The sequence below is a fragment of the Vibrio kasasachensis genome, assembly GCF_050337565.1.
In the GTDB taxonomy this organism is placed as follows: Bacteria; Pseudomonadota; Gammaproteobacteria; order Enterobacterales; family Vibrionaceae; genus Vibrio; species Vibrio kasasachensis.
This window is the reverse complement of sequence record NZ_JAKJTB010000009.1, coordinates 282,667-305,025: the sequence shown is the minus strand read 5'-3', so window position 1 is coordinate 305,025 and position 22,359 is coordinate 282,667. Positions and strand designations below refer to the sequence as shown.

The following is a 22,359-nucleotide window of genomic DNA, read 5'->3' as shown; positions in this document are numbered from 1 at the left end:
GTAGTGCCCTAACAAATAAGGATTAGATGGCATGTAGCTTCTGGATCTGATAACCATGTATAAGTTAGGTAACCCCTCGTTAGGGGAATCCATGTTATTCGTTAAACAAAAAAGTTGATAATGAAGGTTTCGTAATGATTCGTTTGCAGAAAGGCTCACTATTCCTTGTTTTACTTCTTCTATCATTTTCGCAGCCAGCGTTATCTGAAGATAAGCCACAGATGATTGATGTTGGTAGTCATAAGATCAATATGCTTCTACTTGGTGATGGTGTACCTACAGTCGTATTTGATTCTGGTTTCAGTGATACATTAGAGGCGTGGTCTAAGATTCAGCCTGAAATCTCAAAATATGCAACAACAATTGCTTATGACAGGGCAGGGTTGGGGGCTTCTGAAGTTGGACCTAGTCCCAGAAGTGCTAAGCAAATTACAAGCGAGTTAAAAACTGCTTTAGATAGCGTTGGTGCTAGTCCTCCGTATATTTTGGTGGGATGGTCGGGTGGGGGCTTATTTCAAACAGTATTTGCTGCTACATACCCAAAAGAAGTAGCTAGCCTAATTCTAGTTGACCCAGCAACAGCGGAGCATTACGACTATATGGAAAGTTCACAAGAGTGGGCTAATGCTTTTGCCAATTTAGATTCGTTGAATGCGGGTTATCGTGGTCAACTTGAAGCATTAAGCCTCACAAAACAGCAAGTCCGAGAGGCGTGGCCATTAAAGGAAACACCAGTTACCTTGATCACAGCAATGAGACCGTTAGGTGGTTGGCCATTTATCAATGAGGAAGATATGGAGTATTGGAAAAGCACACATGACTCTTTAGTGAAAAGTAGCCCCAACGCCGCTCATATTATAGCTGAAGATAGTACGCATTTAATTCCAATCCAAGACCCATCAATAGTCATTGACGTGATTAAACAACACATTGGAAATTTAGGCTTATTGAATAAGGATTAACGGGGGCACTGCCAAGATTAACTCCGACTATTGGATACGCGGAGTTAATCTTTATAGAGTAGATAGTGTTTGGAAGGACCATGAAAGAAGCTCTTGCTATATGCATCCCCGTTATTAATACTGGACGCATTCTTAGTGAAATCAACGGTAATGCCTCGAATGGTGGAGAATACATTTCATTCGTTATGCCTTTGAAGGAGAGTTTATGTCAATACCCCACCAATCAGCATTGAACGAGTATTCAAAAGGTTCGTATTTCTCTGATAGTTTTTCAAAAAAGATAAAGTACAACAACCAGACTGCAATTGAAGTGTTTCTTGAAATAGCGGAGCAAACACCAGATTGGATTGATTTTCTCATGTCCATGAGAAACAAGGTTGTATCCAAATTGGGGTTAAAAGATTTGGGCGGTTTACAATACGTACCCCAAGAAAAACAGGCCGCAGATTATGTTGTCGGTGAACGAGTCGGTATTTTTACGCTGGTCAGCGCAACCGAACATGAAGTGGTATTAGAAGATTGCGATAAGCATCTAAACGTCCGAGTTTCATTTCTGGTTGAGCCTAAAGGGGAAACTGCGATTGTTCACGCCAATACTGTGGTTCATGTGAACAATGCATTTGGCAAAGTATACATGTTCTTCGTTACTCCATTTCATAAGTTAATAGTGCCAAGTTCGCTGAAAGGGTTAGAATCGGCAGATTGAATGTTGCGTAGTTAACATCAAATTCAGTGTGTTAAACAACTCGAATCATTTACAATTTCGCGAGCATAAATCAGTTGATAGGTATCAAATGTCAATTTCTAGAATCACAAACGATATGTGGGATGAAATACTTCAACTTCAAGCGGAAGTATATCTAGATGCGTTAGCGGAAGATCGAGAAGTATTAAAAAATAAGTGGGAAGTGTCCCCTGATTATTGCTTTGTGTACATGCAGCAAGGGAAGATCAATTCGTATTTACTTTCCCATTCATGGTGCAGTGATACGCCACCTAAGCTATTTGAAAAACTACCTAATAATTCAAATGGAAATACTTTATTTATTCATGATTTAGCCGTATCAAATCGCGCAAAAGGTGGCGGTGTTGGTAAGCTAATGGTTGAAAGGCTGTTTGGGATTTTCAAGGAAGAAAGGCAGTTTAAAAAATTGCTTCTGGTGTCCGTCCAAGATTCGGTGCAATTTTGGTCTAAGATGGGTTTCAAAGAGGTTGAACAACACAATGTGAATTCAAGCTATGGTAGTGATGCGAAGTTAATGTCATTGGAAATAGAAGCATAACAAACAGGGATTGATTTTCTCGGAGGAAAAATGGAATTTTTGAATGCTCGTGAAGACCATTTTGCAGCTATCGCACAATTGGTTTCTTCTGCTGAAGAGTTGTATTCAGTTTGTCCCTCAGGTTCGTTCCCGTGGAGTTATGAGCAAATTTGTAGCATTTCTAAAGCAAGGTCAGATTTGACGGTGTGCATCATTGATGATCAAGTTGTTGCCTTCGGAAATTTATATAACGTAAAACCGTCAGAGAGTGCTTTTATTGGAAATGTTATTGTGTCTGATGCATATAAAGGAAAGGGGGTTGGTCGGGCACTTATTGAATATCTGAGTTCTAAATGCTTAGATATTTATCAGGCTGTACCTTATTTGTCTGTCTTCAATTATAATACGAGCGCTTTACTGCTTTACACCAAACTTGGTTTCCAACCTTTTAGCGCTGAGCCTAGAGTTTCCCCCAATGGTCAGGCAGTTGTTTTGCTAAAAATGTACAAAAAGCTTGAGCATAACAACTAAGGGGCAATGTGAATCAACTCTCTCCTAGTTGTTTAGGTAGGAGAGAGCGAACTGCGTGTGATTAGTTACAAGCGCGCGAGTATTGCCCCACGACTTCCCCTATTTTATCAAGTACTAGCGATGTTGTGTCTAAGCTTAACGTTCCTGAACTTACTTTTTGATATTGGTTTGGCATGTATTGACTAAGTACAGACAGTGGAATCGCAGCTTCATCGATGTTGGTAAACATCTCTTGTAGTGCTTTTTGAATTCGTGCATCTGTCCAGTAATAGCGAATGCGATCAGAGAAACTGAAGTGAAGATTAAGCATCGTACTGGAGTGTTTGCCATTGTAGTAAGGCTTCCAGTATTTCTCATCGTCGAGCAACACCGAATCGACCACCTTCATAAACTGGCTGCGTTTCTCTGGTTCCACGATCTGTTCTTCGATTTCAGCGAGAGAAAACAAAGCTTCGCGAAGAGAAAAAGTTAACGCAGGACCAACTTTGAGAATGGCAAAATGGCTCTGAACCAACTCTTTTAAATGACTTTCTGTTTGGTAGTCAGTTGAATGCGCTTCATAGACCCATGCTGTATCCTCGATAAATTTAGAGATACTTGTTGCTTTGTTTTTATCAAAACGAATGACTTTAGTATGGTCGAACTCCACGCCGGGTTGCACTACAACACCAACAATTCGGCTCACCGCTTCAGTAATTCCGATTTTTTCAAACGCCTCCAAGTGAGTGTCGATGGTATTTTGTACATTCTTTACTTCAGTTACTTGAACTGCGTCAATCTCATGTGACTCACCACCAGGAACTGGGACTTCTGTGCCAATGACATAGGTCAGTTGTGCTTTTTGTTCTTCTGTCGCGTGTAATTCGGCAACTTTACAAAGTATCGCTGCACGCTGTGCAACAACACACGGGTCTAACGGTGTAGGATCATCAGCACATGACATTGAGGCATCTAGGTGTATTTTAGTAAAACCAGCCTTAATGTATTCTTCAATAAGGACTTTAGATTTTTCCATCGCCTCTTGTGCTGTTTCGTTTTGCCAGCAGTTTGGTCCTAGATGGTCGCCACCTAATGCGACTCTTTCCATTGGAAAGCCGATTTCAGCCGCCAATTTTGCTACATACAAGACAAAGTCTTTTGGCGTCATACCTGTATAGCCGCCAAACTGGTTAACTTGATTGGATGTTGCCTCAATCAATACATTTTTGTTTGTATTCAACTCATATAGCATCGCTGCTTTGATCACTAAAGGGTGTGCAGAACAAATAGAGTAGACGCCAGAGTTGTGGTTGTTTTTATGCGAGGTGACAATGTCTTTCATGTTTTAATCCGAATTAAATAGTGCCAATCTTAGAAAGCAGGGTACTGTTTCAATTTTTTAGTAATGGGTTACTGGAAAAAATCCAATAGCTCTTCAAGCGTTGACGTACCTTCCATCGGTCCTTTAAAAGTCACCGAACGCGCTCCACATTGGGCTGCAATGGATAGGGATTCATCAATGTTCATACCTTTCACTCGGCAAGCGATGTACGCGCCACCAAAGCAATCTCCGGCACCGGTGGGGTCAATTTCGTCGACTAAAAAAGCAGCGATTGTAGAGGTTGAGTTTGGTGTGAAAACGGTGGCACCTTTAGAGCCTTGCTTAAGGACAATTTCGCTTACTTTAAAGTGAGAAAAGTATTCTGCGATGGCAGCATCATCGCTGTCGAAAGAGGACAATACGGTGACTTCGGCTTCACTTGGCATATAAATATCAGTACTTTCTAATATCTTGGTAAGTGAAGCTTTCATGTTGTCGTTGAGCAACTCTTTACGAATATTAGGATCGAAAGAGACCTTGCCTTGATTGTTTTTAACAATATCTATAGTGGTTAAGCAAAGGTCAACGATGTTTTGATTGATCAGTGATGAACCCATAATGTGCAGGTGTGTACAGCCGCTTAGCACATCCAAGTTGGCATTTTCTAGTGATAAATGACCACACGCCGCTTTGCTAATGTTGAAAATGAAATCGCGGTCACCGTTCGAATGATAGGTAACAAATGCAGAACCAGTTACTTCATCTTCTAATACGCTGATTCCTTCTATATCAACGCCATCTTTGCGCAGGCGCTTGAGGTTTATATCACCAAATCCATCGTTTCCAACGGCAGAGATAATTGAGCAATCAACACCCAATTTAGCAACTTGGTCGATAAAGATAGCAGGGGCACCGCTTGGGAAAGGCCCCGAAAATAATCCGGTCTCAGACAAAGGTTGGTTAATTTCCGTAGCCATGATCTCAACGACTATTTCACCTAAAGATACAATTTTCATCATGCGGCCTTTTTATTCTTGTAAACATCAATGCCCACCGCAAGCAGGATCACGATGCCTTTTACAATAAGAGATACAAAATAATTGACGTTCATAAGGCTCATCACATTGCTTAGAACGGCGATAATAAGTGCACCGATAACCGTACCGATGATCGTTCCTCTACCACCAGTAAGAGAGGTACCACCAAGCACACAGGCTGCAATAGCATCAAGCTCCATGCCCATAGCGGCGGTTGGCTGCGCAGAGAACATACGTGAGGCGAGCATAACGCCACCAATACCCGACATAAGACCAGCGATCATGTAGGAATAAACGGTTGTTTTAGAAACGTTGATACCAGAGTAAGCTGCCGCTTCAGCGTTACCGCCGACTAGGTAAACCTTACGACCAAACGTGGTTTTTGAAAGTAAGTAGTGGTTAAGTACAATCATCGCTACTAGCAGGATAATTGGAAACGGTATGCCGAATAGGTAGCCATTGAAGATGAATTCAAACGCGGCATTGTCATACAAAGAAATAGCTTTACCGTCACTGGTTAGCATTGCCGCGCCACGGAAAATACCCATGAACGACATAGTAACAATGAATGGATGCACGCCAAGAAAGGTGGTCACGAAGCCATTGGCAAAGCCACAAAGTACAGATACGCCCAGTGACAAAGGGAGCATTATCGCGAATGGAATACCAGCCGTTAAACCAAGTACTAAAAGCATCCCCGTTAAGGCAACTATCGAGCCGACGGATAGATCAATACCCGCAAGTAATATTGCGTATGTCATACCAAAAGCAACGATAGCAACAATGGAGCTCTGCAAAACGATATTGGTGATGTTGTTTACTGACCAAAAATACTCAGATAAAAACGTAGAGATGAACACCAAAGCGATAAGAGCACCTAATATGCCGCCATATTCTTTAAGAAATCGGCTTATCATTGTGTTTCCGCTGCGTTTGAAATTACTGCCGCTATCCAGACTACTATCTATTTTATTAAGCATTTGAACCTGCTCCTGTAGCGTAAACCATCACTTCATCTTGTGATAAGTCTTTAGTGTTTAGTTCTTTGACGATCATTTGATTGCGCATCACAAGTAAGCGGTCGCACATATTGATTGCTTCCGGTAGCTCAGAGGAAACCATAATTACGGCGGTACCGGTTGCGGTTAGATCTCGGATTATGTTGTAGATTTCGTACTTTGCACCGACGTCGACGCCTCTAGTTGGCTCATCCAGAATCAAAAGTTGAGGACGATTTTCTAGCCACTTAGCAAGCACCACTTTCTGTTGATTTCCGCCACTTAGTGAACCAACAGCTTGATCAGCGTTATGTACCTTGATGTTCATTTTACGGATGCTATCGGACGTTACTCGTTGTTCTTCTGCTTCATTTCTCACAAAGCCTTTAGCGACCGTCTCGTAACTAATGAAGTTACAATTATCATGAACACTGTGGGCAAGAACTAACCCTTGTTCTTTACGGTTTTCGGTAACAAACGCAATGCCGTTGTCAATGGCAGTGCGTGGTGAATCAATGTTTAATTGGTTTCCCAAGAAATGGACGTCACCGCTGTATGGCAGCATTCCAAACAGAGCATTCATCACCTCCGAACGACCGGATCCGACCAAACCAAAAAAACCAACGACTTCGCCAGATCGGATGTCAAAATTGATATCGTTAAATTGCCCGGCGTGAGTTAAGTTCGAGACTCGAAGGACCTCTTGACCATTTACGATTGGGTTGTCGGGTTTTGGCGGATAGATATCATTCATTTCCCGTCCAACCATCATGGTAATAAGATCGTTAATCGTGGTATCCGTCTTCTTTACAGTATTGATGTACTGACCGTCACGCATAACGGTGATGTCATCAGAAATGAGCATGATCTCTTTCATCTTATGGCTAACATAAACAATCGCTTTATCTTCAGATTTCAGCTCTTCGATAATGTTAAATAGGATCTCGACTTCTGAATCGGAAAGCGATGACGTCGGCTCGTCAAAGATGACTACATCAGAGGGGTAACTCAGCCCTTTAGCTATTTCAACCAATTGACGTTGAGCCATAGAGAGCTCGCTCACTTTCACGTGGCTTTCAATCGGTATTTTGTATTTATTGAGTAACGCCTTCGCCATTTGGTTTAGCTTGCTGTCATCAATAAACCCGTAGCGTTTTGGTTCGTTATTGGCATAAATGTTTTCTGCAACGGTTAGGTTGTTACACAAAGACAACTCTTGGAAGATGATAGCGATACCGTTAGCACGCGATTCGAGTGGAGATTTAAAAGAAAGATCTTTACCTTCTTTCTTAATGTACCCGCGAGTAGGGGTGTGTACTCCAGCAAGCATTTTAAGTGTTGTCGATTTTCCGCAACCATTTTCGCCCAATATGGTGTGGACTTTCCGTTTTTCTAGCTTAATAGAAAGACCATCAACGGCCTTTATTTCACCGAAATGTTTACTTAAGTCGCATGTTTCTAAAAGCAATTCAGACATGTATAGATCTCCGGAAAAACTGAAATCCTCGGTTAGGATTTCAGTTTTCTGATCGATTACTTTCCAGTGTAAAGAACTGGAACGATTGGATATTGAGCTTCTACTTGCTTGTCATTTAGGTAATCAACGGCTACTTTGATCGCGGTACGTCCCATACGGTCAGCGTCCTGCTTAACAACACCGATGATGTTTTCATTGTCATCAACCGCTTTAATACCTTCAGGCATGCCATCAAAACCGATTACCACAGCATGTGAGTTTTGCTTAGTAACCGCTAGGCTAGCTCCTATCATCATGTCGTCGCCAAACGCAAAGACAAGGTCAGTGTTTGGGTTTGCTTGAATCATATTGATGGTTGAAGTCATGGCTTCTTCGCGTGTTTTACCTGGTTGAACAGCAACGATTTCAATTTCAGTGTCTGCAACGGCATCACGGAAACCACGTAGACGATCTTCTACAGATGAAATACCAGGGTAAGAAAGCATAACGACAGTCCCTTCACCATTTAGGTGTTTTGCCGCCAATTTACCTGCTTCTACACCGCCACCGTAGTTGTCAGTTGCTATATGAGAAATAATGTTGCTTTTCTCTGCGCTGATATCAACGGTAAATACTGGGATGTTCGCGCGCTCTGCCTTTTTAAGAGGACCACGAATACCCTTTGAATCAACAGGAGATACGACGATTGCATCAACATTCTTGGTGATACAGTCTTCAATATCATTAATCTGCTTTGAAAGATCTTGGTTCGCAATTGAGACTTTTAGATCTGCATTGTATTCGTTAGCACCAGCTTGAAGACCTTCGTTTAGCGCAATATAAAATGGATGAGATTGAGTAAGAATTGATGCACAGATAGTCGGTTCTTGAGCCGCTTGAGCGTTTACTGAACATGCCAGAAAAACACCTGTAAAGAGTAACTTTTTCATACGTTTCCTTATTTTTTGTAGTAGGGGGTACAAAGGTTGCCATTTTAGTTTCTAGTTTTGCTTTTGTTATCGTTCTAGTGGAAAAGCAAGGAAAGGAGCAATAAACTGGCTAAGAGAAAGTATACGAAAGAAAGTGAAATAATTAAGAAAGAAATGAAAAATGTGAGATATTGATCTTACCTTTCTTATTTTTACGGGAAATAGTGATTTGTTAGATAAGGGTTGTAATACGAACGAGATGCAACACAGCGCCTTGTGTTAAGGCGCGGTGTTGGGAGGGATGTGGGAGTCGGTTATTATTGGCAAAGACTGCTTAGAATTTGATTAACATTTTGATTTGATAAGCTTAGGCAATGATCAATTCAATACTAAGGCTCTCTAAGTATTCACGACAATCATCGCTAATGTTTTTGTCTGTAATTAGTACGTCGATATCAGAACAAGGCATGATTTTATGTACGCTAACTTTTCCAAGTTTGCTTGAGTCAGCAAGGACGATGCATCTATCGGTGCCTTTTAGCATCGCCTTGTAAAAACGTGCTTCATGCTCACTGTGGGTGGTTATGCCACCTTCAATATTAAGACCATCAATGCCAACAATCATCTTGTTGACGTGGTACTTTTCAATACTCTCTTCTGCTAGTGAACCGTAGAAAGACATACTGTTTTGGTGAAGGTTACCGCCTGTGCTAACAATGGTAATGTTCTCATTTCTTGGCAAGGACAAAAGGATGTTCAGACCGTTAGTTATAACGAACAGGTCGTCGAATTCTTCTAATAACTTAGCCAGATGCTCAGTCGTTGTACCGGCTCCAACAATCAAAGAATCCCCATTATCTATATAGGATAAAGCAGCTTTGGCTATTGCTTTCTTTTCATTGACGTAGAGGTTGCTTTTAAAGCTGTTTACAGACTCAGTAGCGCTGGTTGTTTTCTGCATCGCACCGCCATGAGATCTAATTAGTAGCCCTTTGCCTTCTAAATTATCTAGGTCGTTTCTTATTGTAACTTTGCTTACGTTGTACTCGTCTGACAGTTGAATGACAGACACTGAGCCTAACTCTCTTAGCTTGCTTAAAATAGATTCTCTTCGTTCTGACGTAGTTCTAATCATCGTTATTGCTCTAACTATGTACTTTCGTGGATAAGAGAGAGACTGCATAAACAATCTCTTTGTTTCATAGTTTACTTTGATTCGCTGTTTGATAAAACACCCTTTCCATTGCCTTTTCTTTTGTTTTTTTATTTGTTTGCTTTTTATGTGATAGCAATCAAAAAAGGAAAGAAAAGGAAAGTATAGTATTCACCCTGAGCGATTTGACAGTGAATCGATGGGAACCGTTCTTAAAGGTGAATTAATGCTCTATACCCTAACTATGAATGCTGCAATTGATCTAAACCTGACTTGTCTTCAAGTTGAGTCAGAAAAGGTTAATCGCGTTAGCGACTCTGATTACTCACCTAATGGAAAAGCAATTAATGTCTCTATTGTGCTGGACCATTTTGGTGTCGAATCTGTTGCTATGGGCGTTTTTGGCGGTTTTACAGGAAAACACATTGTAGAGTGCTTAGAAGTAAAAGGAATCAACGTTCACCCATTTTACATTGATGGAGCTACTCGGATAAACGTATTCGTTAGCGACGATACAGAAGAATATAAGTTTGTATCAAAAGGCGGGCATGTATCACAAGGTGTTAAGGACGATATTCTAGCAAGTATTCGCGGAGCTTCCGATATGGAATATCTTGTTGTTAGTGGAAGCCTACCACCGGGCGTTGAGCCGGAATACCTGGATCAAATTATGTCAGCGTGTAAGGAGAATAACGTCGAGGTAATTTTCGACATTAGTCATGATCATCTCTCTAGTTTGTTATCCAAAAAACCGCTGCTGATAAAACCTAATGATGAAGAGCTTATGAGTATGTTTGGTTTGCGAGCGAGCAACCATGCAGAAGCAAAAGACTCACTAGATACTCTGCATTCTCTTGGTGCGCAAAATGTTCTACTAACTCTTGGTAGTAACGGGATGTACTTTTCAAATGGTGACTCAATCTATTTTTGTAACGCGCCAAGAATCAAACTTCATAGTTCAGCTTGTGCTGGGGATTCATCCTTAGCCGCATTCTTAAGTGTGTGGTTAAAAGATGAATTAAACATTCAGGAAGCGATACAAATCGCCAGTGCGGTTGGCGCAGACGTAGCATCGTCTTCTGGAATTGGCGAACTAAGCCTGTACCCACAACTGGTAAATATGACATTTGCAAAGAAAATTGCATAAGGAGGTTTGTATGAAAAAAGTTATTGCTATAACAGGCTGCCCAACGGGAATTGCTCATACATTCATGGCTGAATCAGCCTTGAAGAAAGCTGCAAAAAAAGCCGGTGTCGAAATAAAGGTCGAGACGAACGGTGCTGCTGGTATTAAAAACCAGATTGAAAGCTCTGACTTAGAGGATGTCTATGGCGTCATTATCGCCGCCGACAAGGATGTTTCACCCGATCGCTTTAACGGTTTTCCGGTTCTTGAAGTTCCCGTCAAGGATGGCGTGAGAAAAGCTGATGAACTGATCAAAAGAGTCATAGATGGAGAAGCTCCAATCAGAGGTGGAGCTCAATTTAAGTCTGTCGAAACACAATCTCCTAACGAAAGCTTTTCACGACAGATTTATAAACACTTGATGAGTGGCGTATCGCACATGTTGCCGTTTGTGGTGGCTGGTGGTGTGCTTATCGCATTGTCATTTTTATGGGGTATTTACTCGTCGGATCCAGATTCTGAGCAATACAATGAAATTGCTGCAATGCTAATGACCATAGGTCAGCAAGCTTTTAGCATTATGGTGCCTGTGTTTGCTGCATTCATTGCGTCTTCTATTGGCGGAAAGCCGGCAATGGTCGCGGGCTTTGTTGGTGGTCTTCTTGCCAATGTAACCGGTGCTGGTTTCCTCGGCGGTATAATTGCGGGCTTTTCTTCAGGGTATTTAATTTACTTCTTAATCAAAAAGCTCGAATTCTTACCTAAACAATATGAAGGTTTGAAATCGATATTTTTATTACCAATAGTTGGCACCTTGGTTATTGGTGTATTAATGGTCAATTTAGGCGTTCCAATTGCTGCCATTAACAATGGCATGATGGAATTTCTATCAGGTTTACAGGATGCGAATCCTGTCTTGCTTGGCATTATTATCGGTATGATGTGTGCGTTTGATTTTGGCGGTCCAGTTAATAAAGCTGCGTACGTAACGGGAACACTTCTCCTTGCTGAAGGCAATATGTTCTTCATGGCTGGCGTTTCTGCAGCGTGTATTACACCGCCACTAGTCGTTGCTATTGCGACTACACTCTTTAAGCGCGCGTTCGACGAAGAAGAGCGAACTGCTGGCGCGATCTGTTACGTTCTAGGGGCGACGCATATCACCGAGGGCGCAATACCTTTCGTCGCCAAAGCACCACACCATGTCATTCCTATTATGATGCTTGCATCGTCAATTTCGGCGGTGTTGTCATTCTTATTTACCGTTCAAGTTCCTGCTCCTCATGGCGGTTTTTTAATCCTACCTGTAGTTAGTGCCCCTGTTACATGGGTCGCTTGTATCCTTGCTGGTTCTTGTGTTGGTGCCGTTATTTACGGTCTCTATCGCGTAATGCAAATGAAGAAATATAGCACTCAATTATCATAAAAATTAATAGGTTAAGTAATGAAACTAGTCGATCTAATTTACAAAGACTCAATTTCAATAGGTTGTAACTTTGCTTCGTCAAAAGACGCCATTGAAGCATTGACAGATAGGCTTTGCACTCTTGGCAAAATTAATGATCGGGTGCAGTTCGTCAATGCGGTTTTAGAAAGAGAAGAGCATGGCGCGACAGCGTTAGGCGAAGGGTTAGCCGTTCCCCATGGAAAGTCTGACGCTGTCGTTGAGCCGTGTGTGGCAATTGCGATTGTAGATAAACCAGTTTTATGGAAAGGCATAGATGAAGACGAAGAAGTTGGAATTATTGTCCTTCTCGGTATTCCGCTAGTCCATCAAGGTGACACCCACATTGCACTTTTGGCCGAACTGACATCTCTACTGATCGATGATGATTTTAGAGATTCGATAAAGAGTGTGACGACACCTGAAGCACTTATTGAGCAAATTAGAACCGCATCAGCATAGAGAATTCGATCATGAACAATATTATCAATAGTAACTATCTACTAAAGCAAGCTAGAAAAGGTGGTTACGCAATTCCAGCTTTCAATTTTCATAACCTTGAAACAGTTCAAGTTATATTAGATACAGCGAAATCTTTACAATCACCGGTGATTCTTGCGGGCACACCAGGTACATATAAATATGGCGGCTCTAGAGAGCTTATACATATGGTTAATGCTGCAGCGCAAGAGAGAGGAATGCAAGTCGTTCTGCACTTAGATCATCATCATGAAATGGATGATATTAAGAACAAAGTTAAGCTTGGGATTCGTTCCGCAATGATTGACGGTAGCGCGCTTTCTCTAGAGGAAAATATCGCACTAACGCGTGAAGCGGTTCAATTCTGTCATGCTTATGGTTGTTCAGTTGAAGCAGAAATTGGGCAGTTGGTTGGGCAGGAAGACGACCTAATTGTCGACAGTGTATTAGACCCATATACAGATCCAGAAGATGCGCTCAAGCTTGTACAGTTAACGGATGTGGATTCGTTGGCCATTGCGATTGGAACGGCTCATGGCATGTATAAAGAAGAACCTAAGCTTGATTTTGATCGATTAGCAAAAATTGCTTCAATGGTAGATGTACCTTTGGTTCTTCATGGTGCATCCGGTGTTTGTTCCGCTGATGTTCAACGATGTATTGATTTAGGTATTTCGAAGGTTAATGTAGCTACTGAACTTAAGATCGCGTTTGCTGAACAGCTTAAAGAAGCGTTTAGAAATGATCCTGAGGCAAATGACCCTCGTTTCTACAATGAGCAGCCTAAGTTTGCGATGGCGAAAGTTGTTCAAGATAAGATTTTGATGTGTAGAAGTGAAGGTAAAATTTAGTTTTTAAAGTTTATAAAATTCCGGTCCCCGCCGGAATTTCATAAAGGATTGGTTATCTGCCAATCCTTTATTTTCAACTATTGAAGACTGAGACCATTCTGAAGTGTAACTATATTGTTATCTTCTTGCTACTTCAAAGTACGTGTTAAATCACAGTCTAAGGTGCTGAAAGTGTTATAGTTAAGGTGTTAATTAGCATTGGGAACCACGAGGTGATTTATGCTGAAAGACCGACTAGAAAGAATTAATGCCCTTAGAAAACAGGCTATGAAGTCTGATAGATTCCTCCGCTCTGCGAAAGAGCATGCCAAAGCAATACAAGATTGCACTCTAACGCCTAAACCAATCAAACGGCGTAAACAGAAAAAATCCAAACCAAAATTAGCCGAACAATACAGTGACGTCGAGCTTACAACACATCCGTACGCAAGCTAATAATCGATAACGAAGTTTAACTGAGATAAATCCAACATGTTCATGTCCATTTTCTAGCCAGCACCTAAAGTGCTGGCTATTAACTTCTCCCAGTATCTATCATTGAACACCGCTCAAATTTTTTTGCTATTCGTTTAGTCAGCACCTAGATTCTCGACGATAAAGTCTAAGAATGCTCTTACTTTTGCAGGCAAATAGTTTCTTTCAGGGTATACGGCATAGAGATTTTTATATGGCATCTGATAGTTTTCAAATAGGGGTATTAATTCTCCGTTTTCAATCGATTGTTTAACGATGAAATTAGGCAATCGACCAACGCCACTCCCTGCAATTACCGCATCTCTTAGCGCTATGCTGTTATTTACACGATAATTGCCAGCGACTTTCACTTTGTATTCTTCGCCTTGAATGGAGTGGAACTGCCAAACGTCAGCGTTGCTGGAGTAACTGTAAATAATGCAATTGATATCAACTAATTGGTTCGGATCCTGTAAGTATTTTTTATTATCTTGGTAGAAAACCGGTGACACACAGACTGAGCTGTGTAGAGAAGAAATACGTCTGACTATTAGGTTGGAGTCAGGCAATTCTCCTGTTCGAATAGCCAGGTCATAGCCCTGTTCCACCAGATTAATATTGTTATCATCCAGATTGAGGTCGATCAGTAGGTGAGGGTGGCGCTTAAGAAATAGAGGGATGAGGGGGGCGATGAGTATTTGTCCAATCGTCATCGGCAGTTGGATTTTTAATAGACCCTTAGGTTCACCTTGCATTTCACCCACCGCGTCTTCTGCTTGCTGTGCAGCACGTTTCGCTTGAACAGCATATTGATAATAACGTTCTCCTGCTTCGGTCAGACTAAGTTTCCTAGTGGTTCGATGAAGCAACCGCACACCGAGTTGTTGTTCCAGCTGTGTAATTCGTTTACTAACCGCCGATTTCGAAACCCCAAGTATTTGAGCTGCACTTGAAAAGCCAGAACTTTCCGCGACAGCGACAAAAATCGGAATCGCATTAAACGTGTCCATAAAGCTTCCTTGCTGTTATCTGTTGAGAAAAACTCAACTCAGAGTCTACATGTAACCATATTGTTAATCTACACGTGCAAATGTAACTTAATACACGCGATTTGAATGAAACTGAAATTAGTAGGGAGGTACTTATGGCGGTGCGCTTAGAGCATGTGAATTTGGTGATGCAAGATATTCAACCAACATTGGAATTTTTGCTGACAGCATTTCCTCATTGGAGGTTGCGAGGTGAAGGGGACATGGTGTGGGGGAGCGCAGAAAATACCGCATCACGGCATTGGTTGCACGTTGGTGATGATGATTATTATTTGACGCTAAACGACAGTGCTGTAGGCGATATCCGCAGTGTTGAGGGCATTCAGCCGGGCGTAGCTCATATTGGTTTCGTGGTGGATGATCTGCAAGCCGTGATTAACCGTCTATTAGCAAAAGGCATCGCTGTTGATATTCAAGGAAGAAAACATCCATTTAGAAAGACGGTGTACTACAACGATCCTGCCGGGTTTCAATTTGAATTTATTCAATATTGCAGTGATAAACCCGCCGAAAGAAACATGTATGGCGGTGAGTACGGTGAATTGCATAAAAAATAGTGTGTATTTAATTGTGACAAGATCAGAGGGAATATAATGGATAAGCAACAAGTAACTACTTTAGTAGACGATCTATATCAAGCCGTTGATGATAAAGATATTGACTATCTGGACACTGCGCTTTCAGTGCACTGTCGTTTCCGGATGGGCAACACCCCAGAGGTGACCGACAAGGCGCCAATATTGGAAGGCAATCGCCAATTTTTTGCGGGTATAAAATCAATGAAGCATGCCATTGAAGAGATTGTGTTTGAGCACACAGAGGTTTGTGGCTCAACGAAGATCTGCTGCTATGGCACAGTTAAGTACGAAAGGTTGGATGGTAGTGAACACTCAGCTGTATTCTCTACATATTTAGAGATTAAAAATCGCTTAATCATAGAGTACTTAGTTTTTGCTGACTTATCTGGTTTGTAACTACAAAATGCATTTGAGTTGCCTGCTACCACGAGTGTTTAACCAGATGTGTGGTGGTAAGCAATGCAGCTTAGTGTTGAGGTATTACTCAATCCAACATGTTTATGTCCATTATCTAGCCAGCACGTAAAGTACTGGCGATTAACTTCATTCAGTGTCTTACAAAAGCCGATCATAATGTATTTTTTGTTCGTTTTTGATTCTTCTATATCCCCCGCCAATCGTTGTATACTCACGCGTTAGTCAACCTTGTGACGGAATTAAGATGAGAAAGTACTATACGACCGAAGGCGATATGAACGCTAAAAAAGCGAAAGACGCGTATCCAAAGTTAGCGTTGTGCGAAAATTGTGTTGCTAACTACCTTGTTGTTAGTGAGGGAGAGCGTACTTATGATCCGTGTGCAAAATGTGGAGCCGATGATTAACCCAGATTGTAGCCATTGCTGTTTATCTCACTGATAGCGTAAATATTGAATACACAAATCATGGAACGCTTGTGCCTGCGGTGAAATAGTGCGCTCAGTAAGCCTGAAAATCCCAATTTGGCGTTCAAGCTGCGGATCGATGAGTGGAATCCAAACAAGTTGTGCTTCATTGGTTGGAAAAGCGAGCTTAGGTAATGTCGTTACTCCTATATCCAATTCTAAAACCGAAAAAAGTGAAGTGATGTTCTCCACTGAATAGAGTGCTCGTTCGCTTAATATTCTCGCAGGGGTAGGGTCAAGAAGGGTACAGGTTCCATTACGAATGAATGGTTGTTTTAACAGCGCTTTCCATTTTACGCCGGCGGACTCGCGGGCTATTGGGTTGTCTTTTAAACAAACCACGCCAACAGGGTCTGAAATTAATGGCGTAAACTCGATCATATTGTCATCAAGGTGGGCATAGTTCCCCAACGCTAAATCCACTTCCCCTGATACCAACCTTGTTGCGACGCCTGCTGCATTATCATCAATCAAACTCACTTCGACTTCTGGGTGTTGTTCACAAAATGCCCGCAGTACGCTAGGGATGAGCTTAACCGCAACGGAAGGTACACTCGCAATCCTTACACGACCTTGTTGCCCAGCGGCAGCGGCGCGAAGGTCGTTGTCTAACGCGCTATACACATTCAAAAATTGGATGATTTTTGGTACGCATATTTCCCCAAAGGGTGTGGTTTTTGATTTATTACCGGATTCAAACAGAGGTTGTCCAAGAATTTTTTCCAACTCTTTTATGGATGTAGAGAGCGCGGCTTGTGAGCGATTGGCACGTTTTGAGGCGGCTCTAAACCCACCTTCTTCTACTACCATTACAAAATGTCTTAATTGCTGAAGTTTAATACTCATCAGTGTCACTCCCTGTAACTCTTTATTTAGCTTACTTTTATAAGCGTGATAAATAAAACTTATCAAATGTAAAAAATTTACCGTTAGATTTATCATCTGTCAATGTGCCATATTTAACTTAATGGAAACAATTTTATTACATAAGGTTGAATGTTACGTGAATACTCAAACTAAAAAGCATGCTGTCAAAACCGAACTGTTTGCGTCCAAAGCTCCTTTAGAATGGGCGATTGTAAACAATGGAACCTTATACACAGCGCAGATCCCAATTGATGATACCGGCGCAGTGGTTGCTGGCGGAATTGAAGCACAAACACGCCAGACATTTAACAACCTTGTGCACACTTTAGAGTGTGCTGGCGAATCATTAGATTCTGTTCTCCAGGTTCTGATCTACGTAACAGATCGTGAATATCTTAAAACAGTGAACAGTGTCTACGCAGAGTATTTCAGTGCACCTTTTCCTAATCGAGCGGCGATGGTGGTTGCTGGTCTGGCGCGAGAAGAAATGCTGGTGGAGTTTGTTGTTTATGCGTCGGCAACACAACCGGAGTAATGGATGCGGCTTCGCAAAACAGCACCATCGAAAATACGCTTCGCCTCAATTTATTGGTTTTAGCTGGCAGTCGAACTCAAAGCCAGAGTGAACAAGGAAAGAATCATGACTCAACACAACAATACAATGCCATTTTCTGATCTAATTAACGTTAAAGCTGAACATTCGCTCTACATTGGTGGTGAATGGCAATCGGGCATTAGTACCGTTGCGAACATTAATCCATCTGATATCACCGAAAACTTAGGCCATTTTGCCCAAGCTAGTGAAACACAAGTAGAGCAAGCCATTTCTGCCGCTAAACAAGCTCAGCCAGAGTGGGAAAAAACACCCATTGAACGTAAACAGGTAGTACTGCAATCTATAGGGGATGAGTTGATTGCTCGTTGTGATGAATTGGGTACGTTACTTTCTCGTGAAGAGGGCAAACCGTTTGCTGAAGGGCGAGGTGAAATCTATCGTGCTGGTCAATTCTTTCAATATTTTGCAGCAGAAGTACTTCGTCAAATTGGCGATTGTGCAGATTCTGTTCGCCCGGGTGTTTCTGTTGAGGTGACCCGCGAAGCGGTCGGCGTTATCGCCATTATTTCTCCGTGGAATTTTCCAACAGCCACCGCCGCGTGGAAGATCGCGCCTGCGTTGGCATTTGGTAATAGCGTTATTTGGAAGCCAGCAAATTTGACACCGGCGAGCGCGGTGGCACTGGCTGAAATCATCCATCGTCAAGGGTTACCAGCTGGTACGTTCAATTTAGTGTTAGGTAGCGGTTCGCAAGTCGGGAATGCATTGATTAATTCCAAACAAGTGAATGGTGTGAGTTTTACCGGCTCTGTTGATACTGGTCGTAAAGTTGCTGCCGCTACTGCACCAAATTTTGTTCGCTGTCAGTTGGAGATGGGCAGTAAAAACGCCCTAGTTGTTGCCGATGATGCCGACATCCAAATAGCAGTAGAAGCGACCATTGCAGGTTCTTTTTCTGGTGCAGGACAAAAATGTACCGCTTCATCACGCTTGGTGGTGATGGACGGCATCCACGATGCCTACGTAGAAGCACTAATCAAGCGTATGAGCGAACTGAAAGTCGGGCATGCGTTAGAAGACGGTGTATTCATGGGACCTGTGGTTGATGGTAATCAATTAAACGCTAATTTTTCGTGGATTGATAAAGCACGCGAAAGCGGCGCTGAACGGGCGTTCGGTGGTGAGCGTTTAAGCTTAGACTATGACGGGTTCTATATGTCTCCAACGTTGTTAATCAATACAAAAAATAACTGGGAAGTAAACCAAGAAGAGGTGTTTGCGCCCTTGGCGAGTGTCATCCGCGTTGCGGACTTAGATGAAGCCATTGCAACCGTTAACGATACTCGCTTTGGTTTGACTGGCGGCATTATTACTCAAAGCTTACGCAGCAGCGCCATCTTTAAGCAGCAAGCTCAAACGGGCTGTGTGATGGTGAATTTGCCGACGGCGGGGACTGATTACCATGTTCCATTCGGCGGGCGCAAGGAGTCGAGTTTTGGTCCTCGTGAGCAGGGGCAGTACGCAAAAGAGTTCTACACCGTCGTCAAAACAGCTTATCAACGCCCTTATTAATGAGTGTTTGATGGGGCGGAAGCATTCGCTCCTTTCCTCCAATAGATAGCAAAAAATGCAAACGTTAAGGAATGGGTATGTATCAACAGCGGATTGTGATTGATGGGCTACAGTACTGTAATTGGGATCGAGAGTATTTTCTAACGCTCAAAGCCAGTGGTATTACGGCAGTGCATGCAACGGTTGTATATCATGAAAATGCACGTGAAACGTTAACTCGCTTTACTGAGTGGAACCTGCGTTTTGAACAACATGCCGATCTAATTATGCCGATCCATTGCATGGCAGATGTCGAACGCGCGAAGCATTTGGGTAAAGTAGGAATACTACTTGGGGCTCAAAACTGTTCACCAATTGATGATGAAATTGGTTTGATTGAAGTAATGCGTCGCCAAGGTTTATTGATCATGCAGTTGACGTATAACAACCAGAGTCTACTAGCTACAGGTTGTTACGAGAACAATGACACGGGTATTACTCGCTTTGGAAAACAAGCGATTGAAGAAATGAACCGAGTCGGAATGATTATTGATATGTCGCATAGTTCTGAGCGTTCAACACTTGAAGCGATTGATCTCTCCTCACGTCCTATCTGTATTAGCCATGCCAATCCAACATTTGCCCACAATGCGCTGCGCAATAAATCTAACCAAGTGATCAAGGCGTTAACCGAACGTGGTGGCTTGATTGGTTTTAGTTTGTACCCGTTTCATTTGCCTAATGGTAGCCAGTGTACGTTAGAAGATTTCTGCCAAATGGTCGCCACAACGGCAGATCTATTTGGGGTAGAGCATTTAGGCATTGGTAGCGATTTATGTCTAAACCAACCGCAGCAGGTGCTCGAATGGATGCGGAACGGTCGCTGGTCAAAATCCATGGATTACGGCGAAGGTTCAGCTAGTAATTCAGGCTGGCCTGATGCATTGCCTTGGTTTAGTGGTAGTGAAGGCATGGAAAATATCTACAACGGATTACTACGTCATGGATTCAGTGAATCTGAGGCAGGAAAAATCATGGGCGATAATTGGTTTGATTTCTTAGAGCAAGGATTAAAGGACGTTGAATAAGCCACAGCCCTAATATGGAATAGCTTGCCAATAACAAAAATCAAAGTGCAGGTGTCAATTATACAGTTTGCAGCCAATTACTGATTGGTCGCTGCAAAAAACTCTGGAGTCAGTGTATGTCTGATCTAAGCGATAGCATGAAAGATTCTACGGTGGAAGTATCATCGGGAAAGCAAGCAACACAGCACAGCAGTACAAAAGTAAACGAAAGCGCTCAAAGCAAGTTAGGACTGAATAACCCTGCGTTTTGGTACAGTGGCGGATTCATCGCGTTGTTTGTCGCGATCGCTCTTTACGATGCGGAGCTACTTTCCTCTCTTGTTAGTACCGGATTCAGTTGGGCAGTCAGTTTGTTTGGCCCTTATTGGCAACTGCTTCTGCTGCTCACTTTTGTGATAGGTCTGGGATTAGCCGCAGGTCGAACGGGCAATGTGATTCTTGGCGGTATTGATAAACCGGAAATGGATGGTTTTCGCTGGATGGCGATAATCTTTTGTACATTACTTGCGGGTGGCGGTGTGTTTTGGGCTGCTGCTGAGCCCATTGCTCATTATGTAAACCCGCCACCGTTGTATGGCGCGCAAGAGAATCAACAACAAGGTGCGGTCAATGCGCTCTCTCAGTCATTTATGCATTGGGGATTTTTAGCTTGGGCTATTGTGGGCAGCTTAACGTCCATTGTGGTTATGCATTTGCATTATGACAAAGGTCTACCACTTAAACCTCGTACATTGCTTTATCCTGTTTTAGGTGAGAGGGCGTTAAAAGGGCAAACCGGGGCATTAATCGATGCGTGTTGTATTGTGGCTGTGGCAGCCGGAACTATAGGACCGATCGGCTTTTTAGGTTTGCAGGTTAGCTACGCGTTAAACGCATTATTTGATATTCCCGATGGCTTTACGACACAACTTGTCATTGTCATTTTTGCCATTGTTCTTTATACCGTATCAGCGATAAGTGGCTTGAATCGTGGTATGCAAATGCTTAGCCGTTACAACGTGATATTAGCGGTAGCACTGATGGTCTATATCCTAATATTTGGTCCGACTAATTTTATCTTCAACGGTTATATTCAGGGCGTTGGTAGTATGTTGGACAACTTCATTCCTATGGCGACTTATCGTGGTGATGAAGGTTGGCTTAGCTGGTGGACGGTATTCTTCTGGGGTTGGTTTTTAGGTTATGGACCTATGATGGCAATCTTTATCGCCCGCATTTCTCGTGGTCGTAGCATTCGTCAGTTGATTGTCACCATTAGTATCATTGCACCACTTGCAACATGTTTTTGGTTCACCATTGTTGGTGGTTCAGGATTGGCATTCGAAATAGCCGAACCGGGAAGTGTGAGCAAAGCATTTGAAGGGTTTAATTTACCCGGCGCTTTACTTGCTGTGACACAGCAACTGCCATTGCCAATGGTAGTTTCGATTCTGTTTTTAATCTTAACCACTATTTTCATTGTCACAACCGGTGATTCCATGACTTATACCATTAGTGTCGTGATCAGTGGTGAAACAGAGCCCAATGCGATTATCCGTGTGTTTTGGGGCGTAATGATGGGGGTGACTGCGCTGATCTTGATTTCTCTTGGATCGGGCGGTATCTCAGCGTTGCAATCATTCATCGTAATAACGGCAGTGCCAGTGTCGTTCATTCTGTTGCCGTCACTTTGGAACGCGCCTCAAATTGCAATCAAGATGGCGAAAGCACAAGGATTATAAGGCAAAGCCAGCAGAGATAACGTCAAAGTGTGGGTGAGTGATTCATCCACATCAATTAAACAAGACCTATAATTAATTAGGTGG

The 22,359-nt window shown here is 42.4% G+C and carries 23 protein-coding genes; 15 read left to right on the top strand and 8 right to left on the bottom strand.

Annotation, left to right across the window (positions count from 1 at the left end):
• The first annotated feature begins 134 nt into the window (after positions 1 to 134).
• The 4 genes from L4C38_RS04210 (at position 135) to L4C38_RS04195 (ending at position 2,755) form a co-directional block, all read left to right on the top strand.
• Positions 135 to 962: an alpha/beta fold hydrolase gene (locus L4C38_RS04210; RefSeq protein WP_428796282.1), complete on the top strand. Its 828-nt coding sequence runs from the start codon at positions 135 to 137 to the stop codon at positions 960 to 962.
• Positions 963 to 1,167: 205 nt separating this feature from the next.
• Positions 1,168 to 1,668, top strand: a complete 501-nt coding sequence (locus tag L4C38_RS04205; protein WP_428796281.1) for a DUF2867 domain-containing protein — start codon at positions 1,168 to 1,170, stop codon at positions 1,666 to 1,668.
• Positions 1,669 to 1,756: 88 nt separating this feature from the next.
• Positions 1,757 to 2,245, top strand: a complete 489-nt coding sequence (locus L4C38_RS04200) for a GNAT family N-acetyltransferase (protein ID WP_428796280.1) — start codon at positions 1,757 to 1,759, stop codon at positions 2,243 to 2,245.
• A 30-nt stretch (positions 2,246 to 2,275) separates the two neighbouring features.
• Positions 2,276 to 2,755 (top strand): GNAT family N-acetyltransferase, encoded by a 480-nt coding sequence (locus L4C38_RS04195; RefSeq protein WP_428796279.1) that lies wholly within the window; start codon positions 2,276 to 2,278, stop codon positions 2,753 to 2,755.
• Positions 2,756 to 2,816: 61 nt separating this feature from the next.
• Here the strand turns inward: L4C38_RS04195 and gatZ are convergent, their stop codons facing one another.
• The 6 genes from gatZ to L4C38_RS04165 form a co-directional block, all read right to left on the bottom strand.
• Positions 2,817 to 4,076 carry a tagatose-bisphosphate aldolase subunit GatZ gene (gene gatZ / locus L4C38_RS04190; protein ID WP_428796278.1) on the bottom strand — a complete coding sequence of 420 codons (1,260 nt, stop codon included), beginning with the start codon at positions 4,074 to 4,076 and terminating at the stop codon, positions 2,817 to 2,819.
• A 68-nt stretch (positions 4,077 to 4,144) separates the two neighbouring features.
• Entirely contained in the window at positions 4,145 to 5,074 is a 930-nt protein-coding gene (locus L4C38_RS04185) for a sugar kinase (RefSeq protein ID WP_428796277.1), read from the bottom strand.
• A complete protein-coding gene (locus L4C38_RS04180; protein ID WP_428796276.1) occupies positions 5,071 to 6,009 on the bottom strand; it encodes an ABC transporter permease in 939 nt (312 codons plus the stop codon). Before L4C38_RS04180 ends, L4C38_RS04185 begins: the two co-directional genes overlap by 4 nt.
• Positions 6,010 to 6,064: 55 nt before the next feature.
• The gene (locus L4C38_RS04175; protein ID WP_428796275.1) at positions 6,065 to 7,567 is read right to left on the bottom strand and encodes a sugar ABC transporter ATP-binding protein; all 1,503 of its coding nucleotides are present in this window, start codon (positions 7,565 to 7,567) and stop codon (positions 6,065 to 6,067) included.
• 56 nt (positions 7,568 to 7,623) lie between these two features.
• Positions 7,624 to 8,496 carry a substrate-binding domain-containing protein gene (locus L4C38_RS04170; protein WP_428796274.1) on the bottom strand — a complete coding sequence of 291 codons (873 nt, stop codon included), beginning with the start codon at positions 8,494 to 8,496 and terminating at the stop codon, positions 7,624 to 7,626.
• A gap of 346 nt (positions 8,497 to 8,842) precedes the next feature.
• Positions 8,843 to 9,610, bottom strand: a complete 768-nt coding sequence (locus L4C38_RS04165; protein ID WP_428796273.1) for a DeoR/GlpR family DNA-binding transcription regulator — start codon at positions 9,608 to 9,610, stop codon at positions 8,843 to 8,845.
• Positions 9,611 to 9,827: 217 nt separating this feature from the next.
• Between L4C38_RS04165 and L4C38_RS04160 the strand changes: the two genes are divergently transcribed.
• Genes L4C38_RS04160 through gatY form a run of 4 tightly spaced genes read left to right on the top strand, consistent with a single transcriptional unit; the run spans position 9,828 to position 13,529 of the window.
• A complete protein-coding gene (locus L4C38_RS04160) occupies positions 9,828 to 10,775 on the top strand; it encodes a 1-phosphofructokinase family hexose kinase (RefSeq protein ID WP_428796272.1) in 948 nt (315 codons plus the stop codon).
• A 10-nt stretch (positions 10,776 to 10,785) separates the two neighbouring features.
• The gene (locus tag L4C38_RS04155) at positions 10,786 to 12,180 is read left to right on the top strand and encodes a PTS fructose transporter subunit IIC (RefSeq protein ID WP_428796271.1); all 1,395 of its coding nucleotides are present in this window, start codon (positions 10,786 to 10,788) and stop codon (positions 12,178 to 12,180) included.
• 18 nt (positions 12,181 to 12,198) lie between these two features.
• On the top strand, positions 12,199 to 12,660 hold the full coding sequence (locus L4C38_RS04150) for a fructose PTS transporter subunit IIA (protein WP_428796270.1): 462 nt from the start codon (positions 12,199 to 12,201) through the stop codon (positions 12,658 to 12,660).
• A gap of 11 nt (positions 12,661 to 12,671) precedes the next feature.
• Positions 12,672 to 13,529 carry a tagatose-bisphosphate aldolase subunit GatY gene (gene gatY, locus L4C38_RS04145; RefSeq protein ID WP_428796269.1) on the top strand — a complete coding sequence of 286 codons (858 nt, stop codon included), beginning with the start codon at positions 12,672 to 12,674 and terminating at the stop codon, positions 13,527 to 13,529.
• Between the two features lie 569 nt (positions 13,530 to 14,098).
• Here gatY and L4C38_RS04140 read toward each other — a convergent pair.
• Positions 14,099 to 14,992, bottom strand: coding sequence for a LysR family transcriptional regulator (locus L4C38_RS04140; RefSeq protein WP_428796268.1), 894 nt, complete (start codon positions 14,990 to 14,992; stop codon positions 14,099 to 14,101).
• Between the two features lie 134 nt (positions 14,993 to 15,126).
• Here L4C38_RS04140 and L4C38_RS04135 point away from each other — a divergent pair, with 134 nt between their 5' ends.
• The 3 genes from L4C38_RS04135 to L4C38_RS04125 all read left to right on the top strand — a co-directional run bounded on the left by L4C38_RS04135 (position 15,127) and on the right by L4C38_RS04125 (position 16,432).
• Positions 15,127 to 15,588 carry a VOC family protein gene (locus L4C38_RS04135; RefSeq protein WP_428796267.1) on the top strand — a complete coding sequence of 154 codons (462 nt, stop codon included), beginning with the start codon at positions 15,127 to 15,129 and terminating at the stop codon, positions 15,586 to 15,588.
• Between the two features lie 36 nt (positions 15,589 to 15,624).
• Entirely contained in the window at positions 15,625 to 16,005 is a 381-nt protein-coding gene (locus L4C38_RS04130; RefSeq protein ID WP_428796266.1) for a nuclear transport factor 2-like protein, read from the top strand.
• Between the two features lie 265 nt (positions 16,006 to 16,270).
• Positions 16,271 to 16,432, top strand: coding sequence for a hypothetical protein (locus tag L4C38_RS04125; RefSeq protein WP_428750062.1), 162 nt, complete (start codon positions 16,271 to 16,273; stop codon positions 16,430 to 16,432).
• A gap of 27 nt (positions 16,433 to 16,459) precedes the next feature.
• Here the strand turns inward: L4C38_RS04125 and L4C38_RS04120 are convergent, their stop codons facing one another.
• Positions 16,460 to 17,338: a LysR family transcriptional regulator gene (locus L4C38_RS04120; RefSeq protein WP_428796265.1), complete on the bottom strand. Its 879-nt coding sequence runs from the start codon at positions 17,336 to 17,338 to the stop codon at positions 16,460 to 16,462.
• Between the two features lie 157 nt (positions 17,339 to 17,495).
• On the opposite strand from L4C38_RS04120, the gene L4C38_RS04115 reads away from it, so the two are divergent.
• From L4C38_RS04115 to L4C38_RS04100, 4 genes are all read left to right on the top strand, one after another.
• Positions 17,496 to 17,894 carry a RidA family protein gene (locus tag L4C38_RS04115; protein ID WP_428796264.1) on the top strand — a complete coding sequence of 133 codons (399 nt, stop codon included), beginning with the start codon at positions 17,496 to 17,498 and terminating at the stop codon, positions 17,892 to 17,894.
• A gap of 105 nt (positions 17,895 to 17,999) precedes the next feature.
• Positions 18,000 to 19,487, top strand: a complete 1,488-nt coding sequence (locus tag L4C38_RS04110) for an aldehyde dehydrogenase family protein (RefSeq protein ID WP_428796263.1) — start codon at positions 18,000 to 18,002, stop codon at positions 19,485 to 19,487.
• A 77-nt stretch (positions 19,488 to 19,564) separates the two neighbouring features.
• Positions 19,565 to 20,554, top strand: coding sequence for a membrane dipeptidase (locus L4C38_RS04105; protein ID WP_428796262.1), 990 nt, complete (start codon positions 19,565 to 19,567; stop codon positions 20,552 to 20,554).
• Between the two features lie 116 nt (positions 20,555 to 20,670).
• Positions 20,671 to 22,275, top strand: coding sequence for a BCCT family transporter (locus L4C38_RS04100; protein WP_428796261.1), 1,605 nt, complete (start codon positions 20,671 to 20,673; stop codon positions 22,273 to 22,275).
• The last annotated feature ends 84 nt before the right edge of the window (positions 22,276 to 22,359 follow it).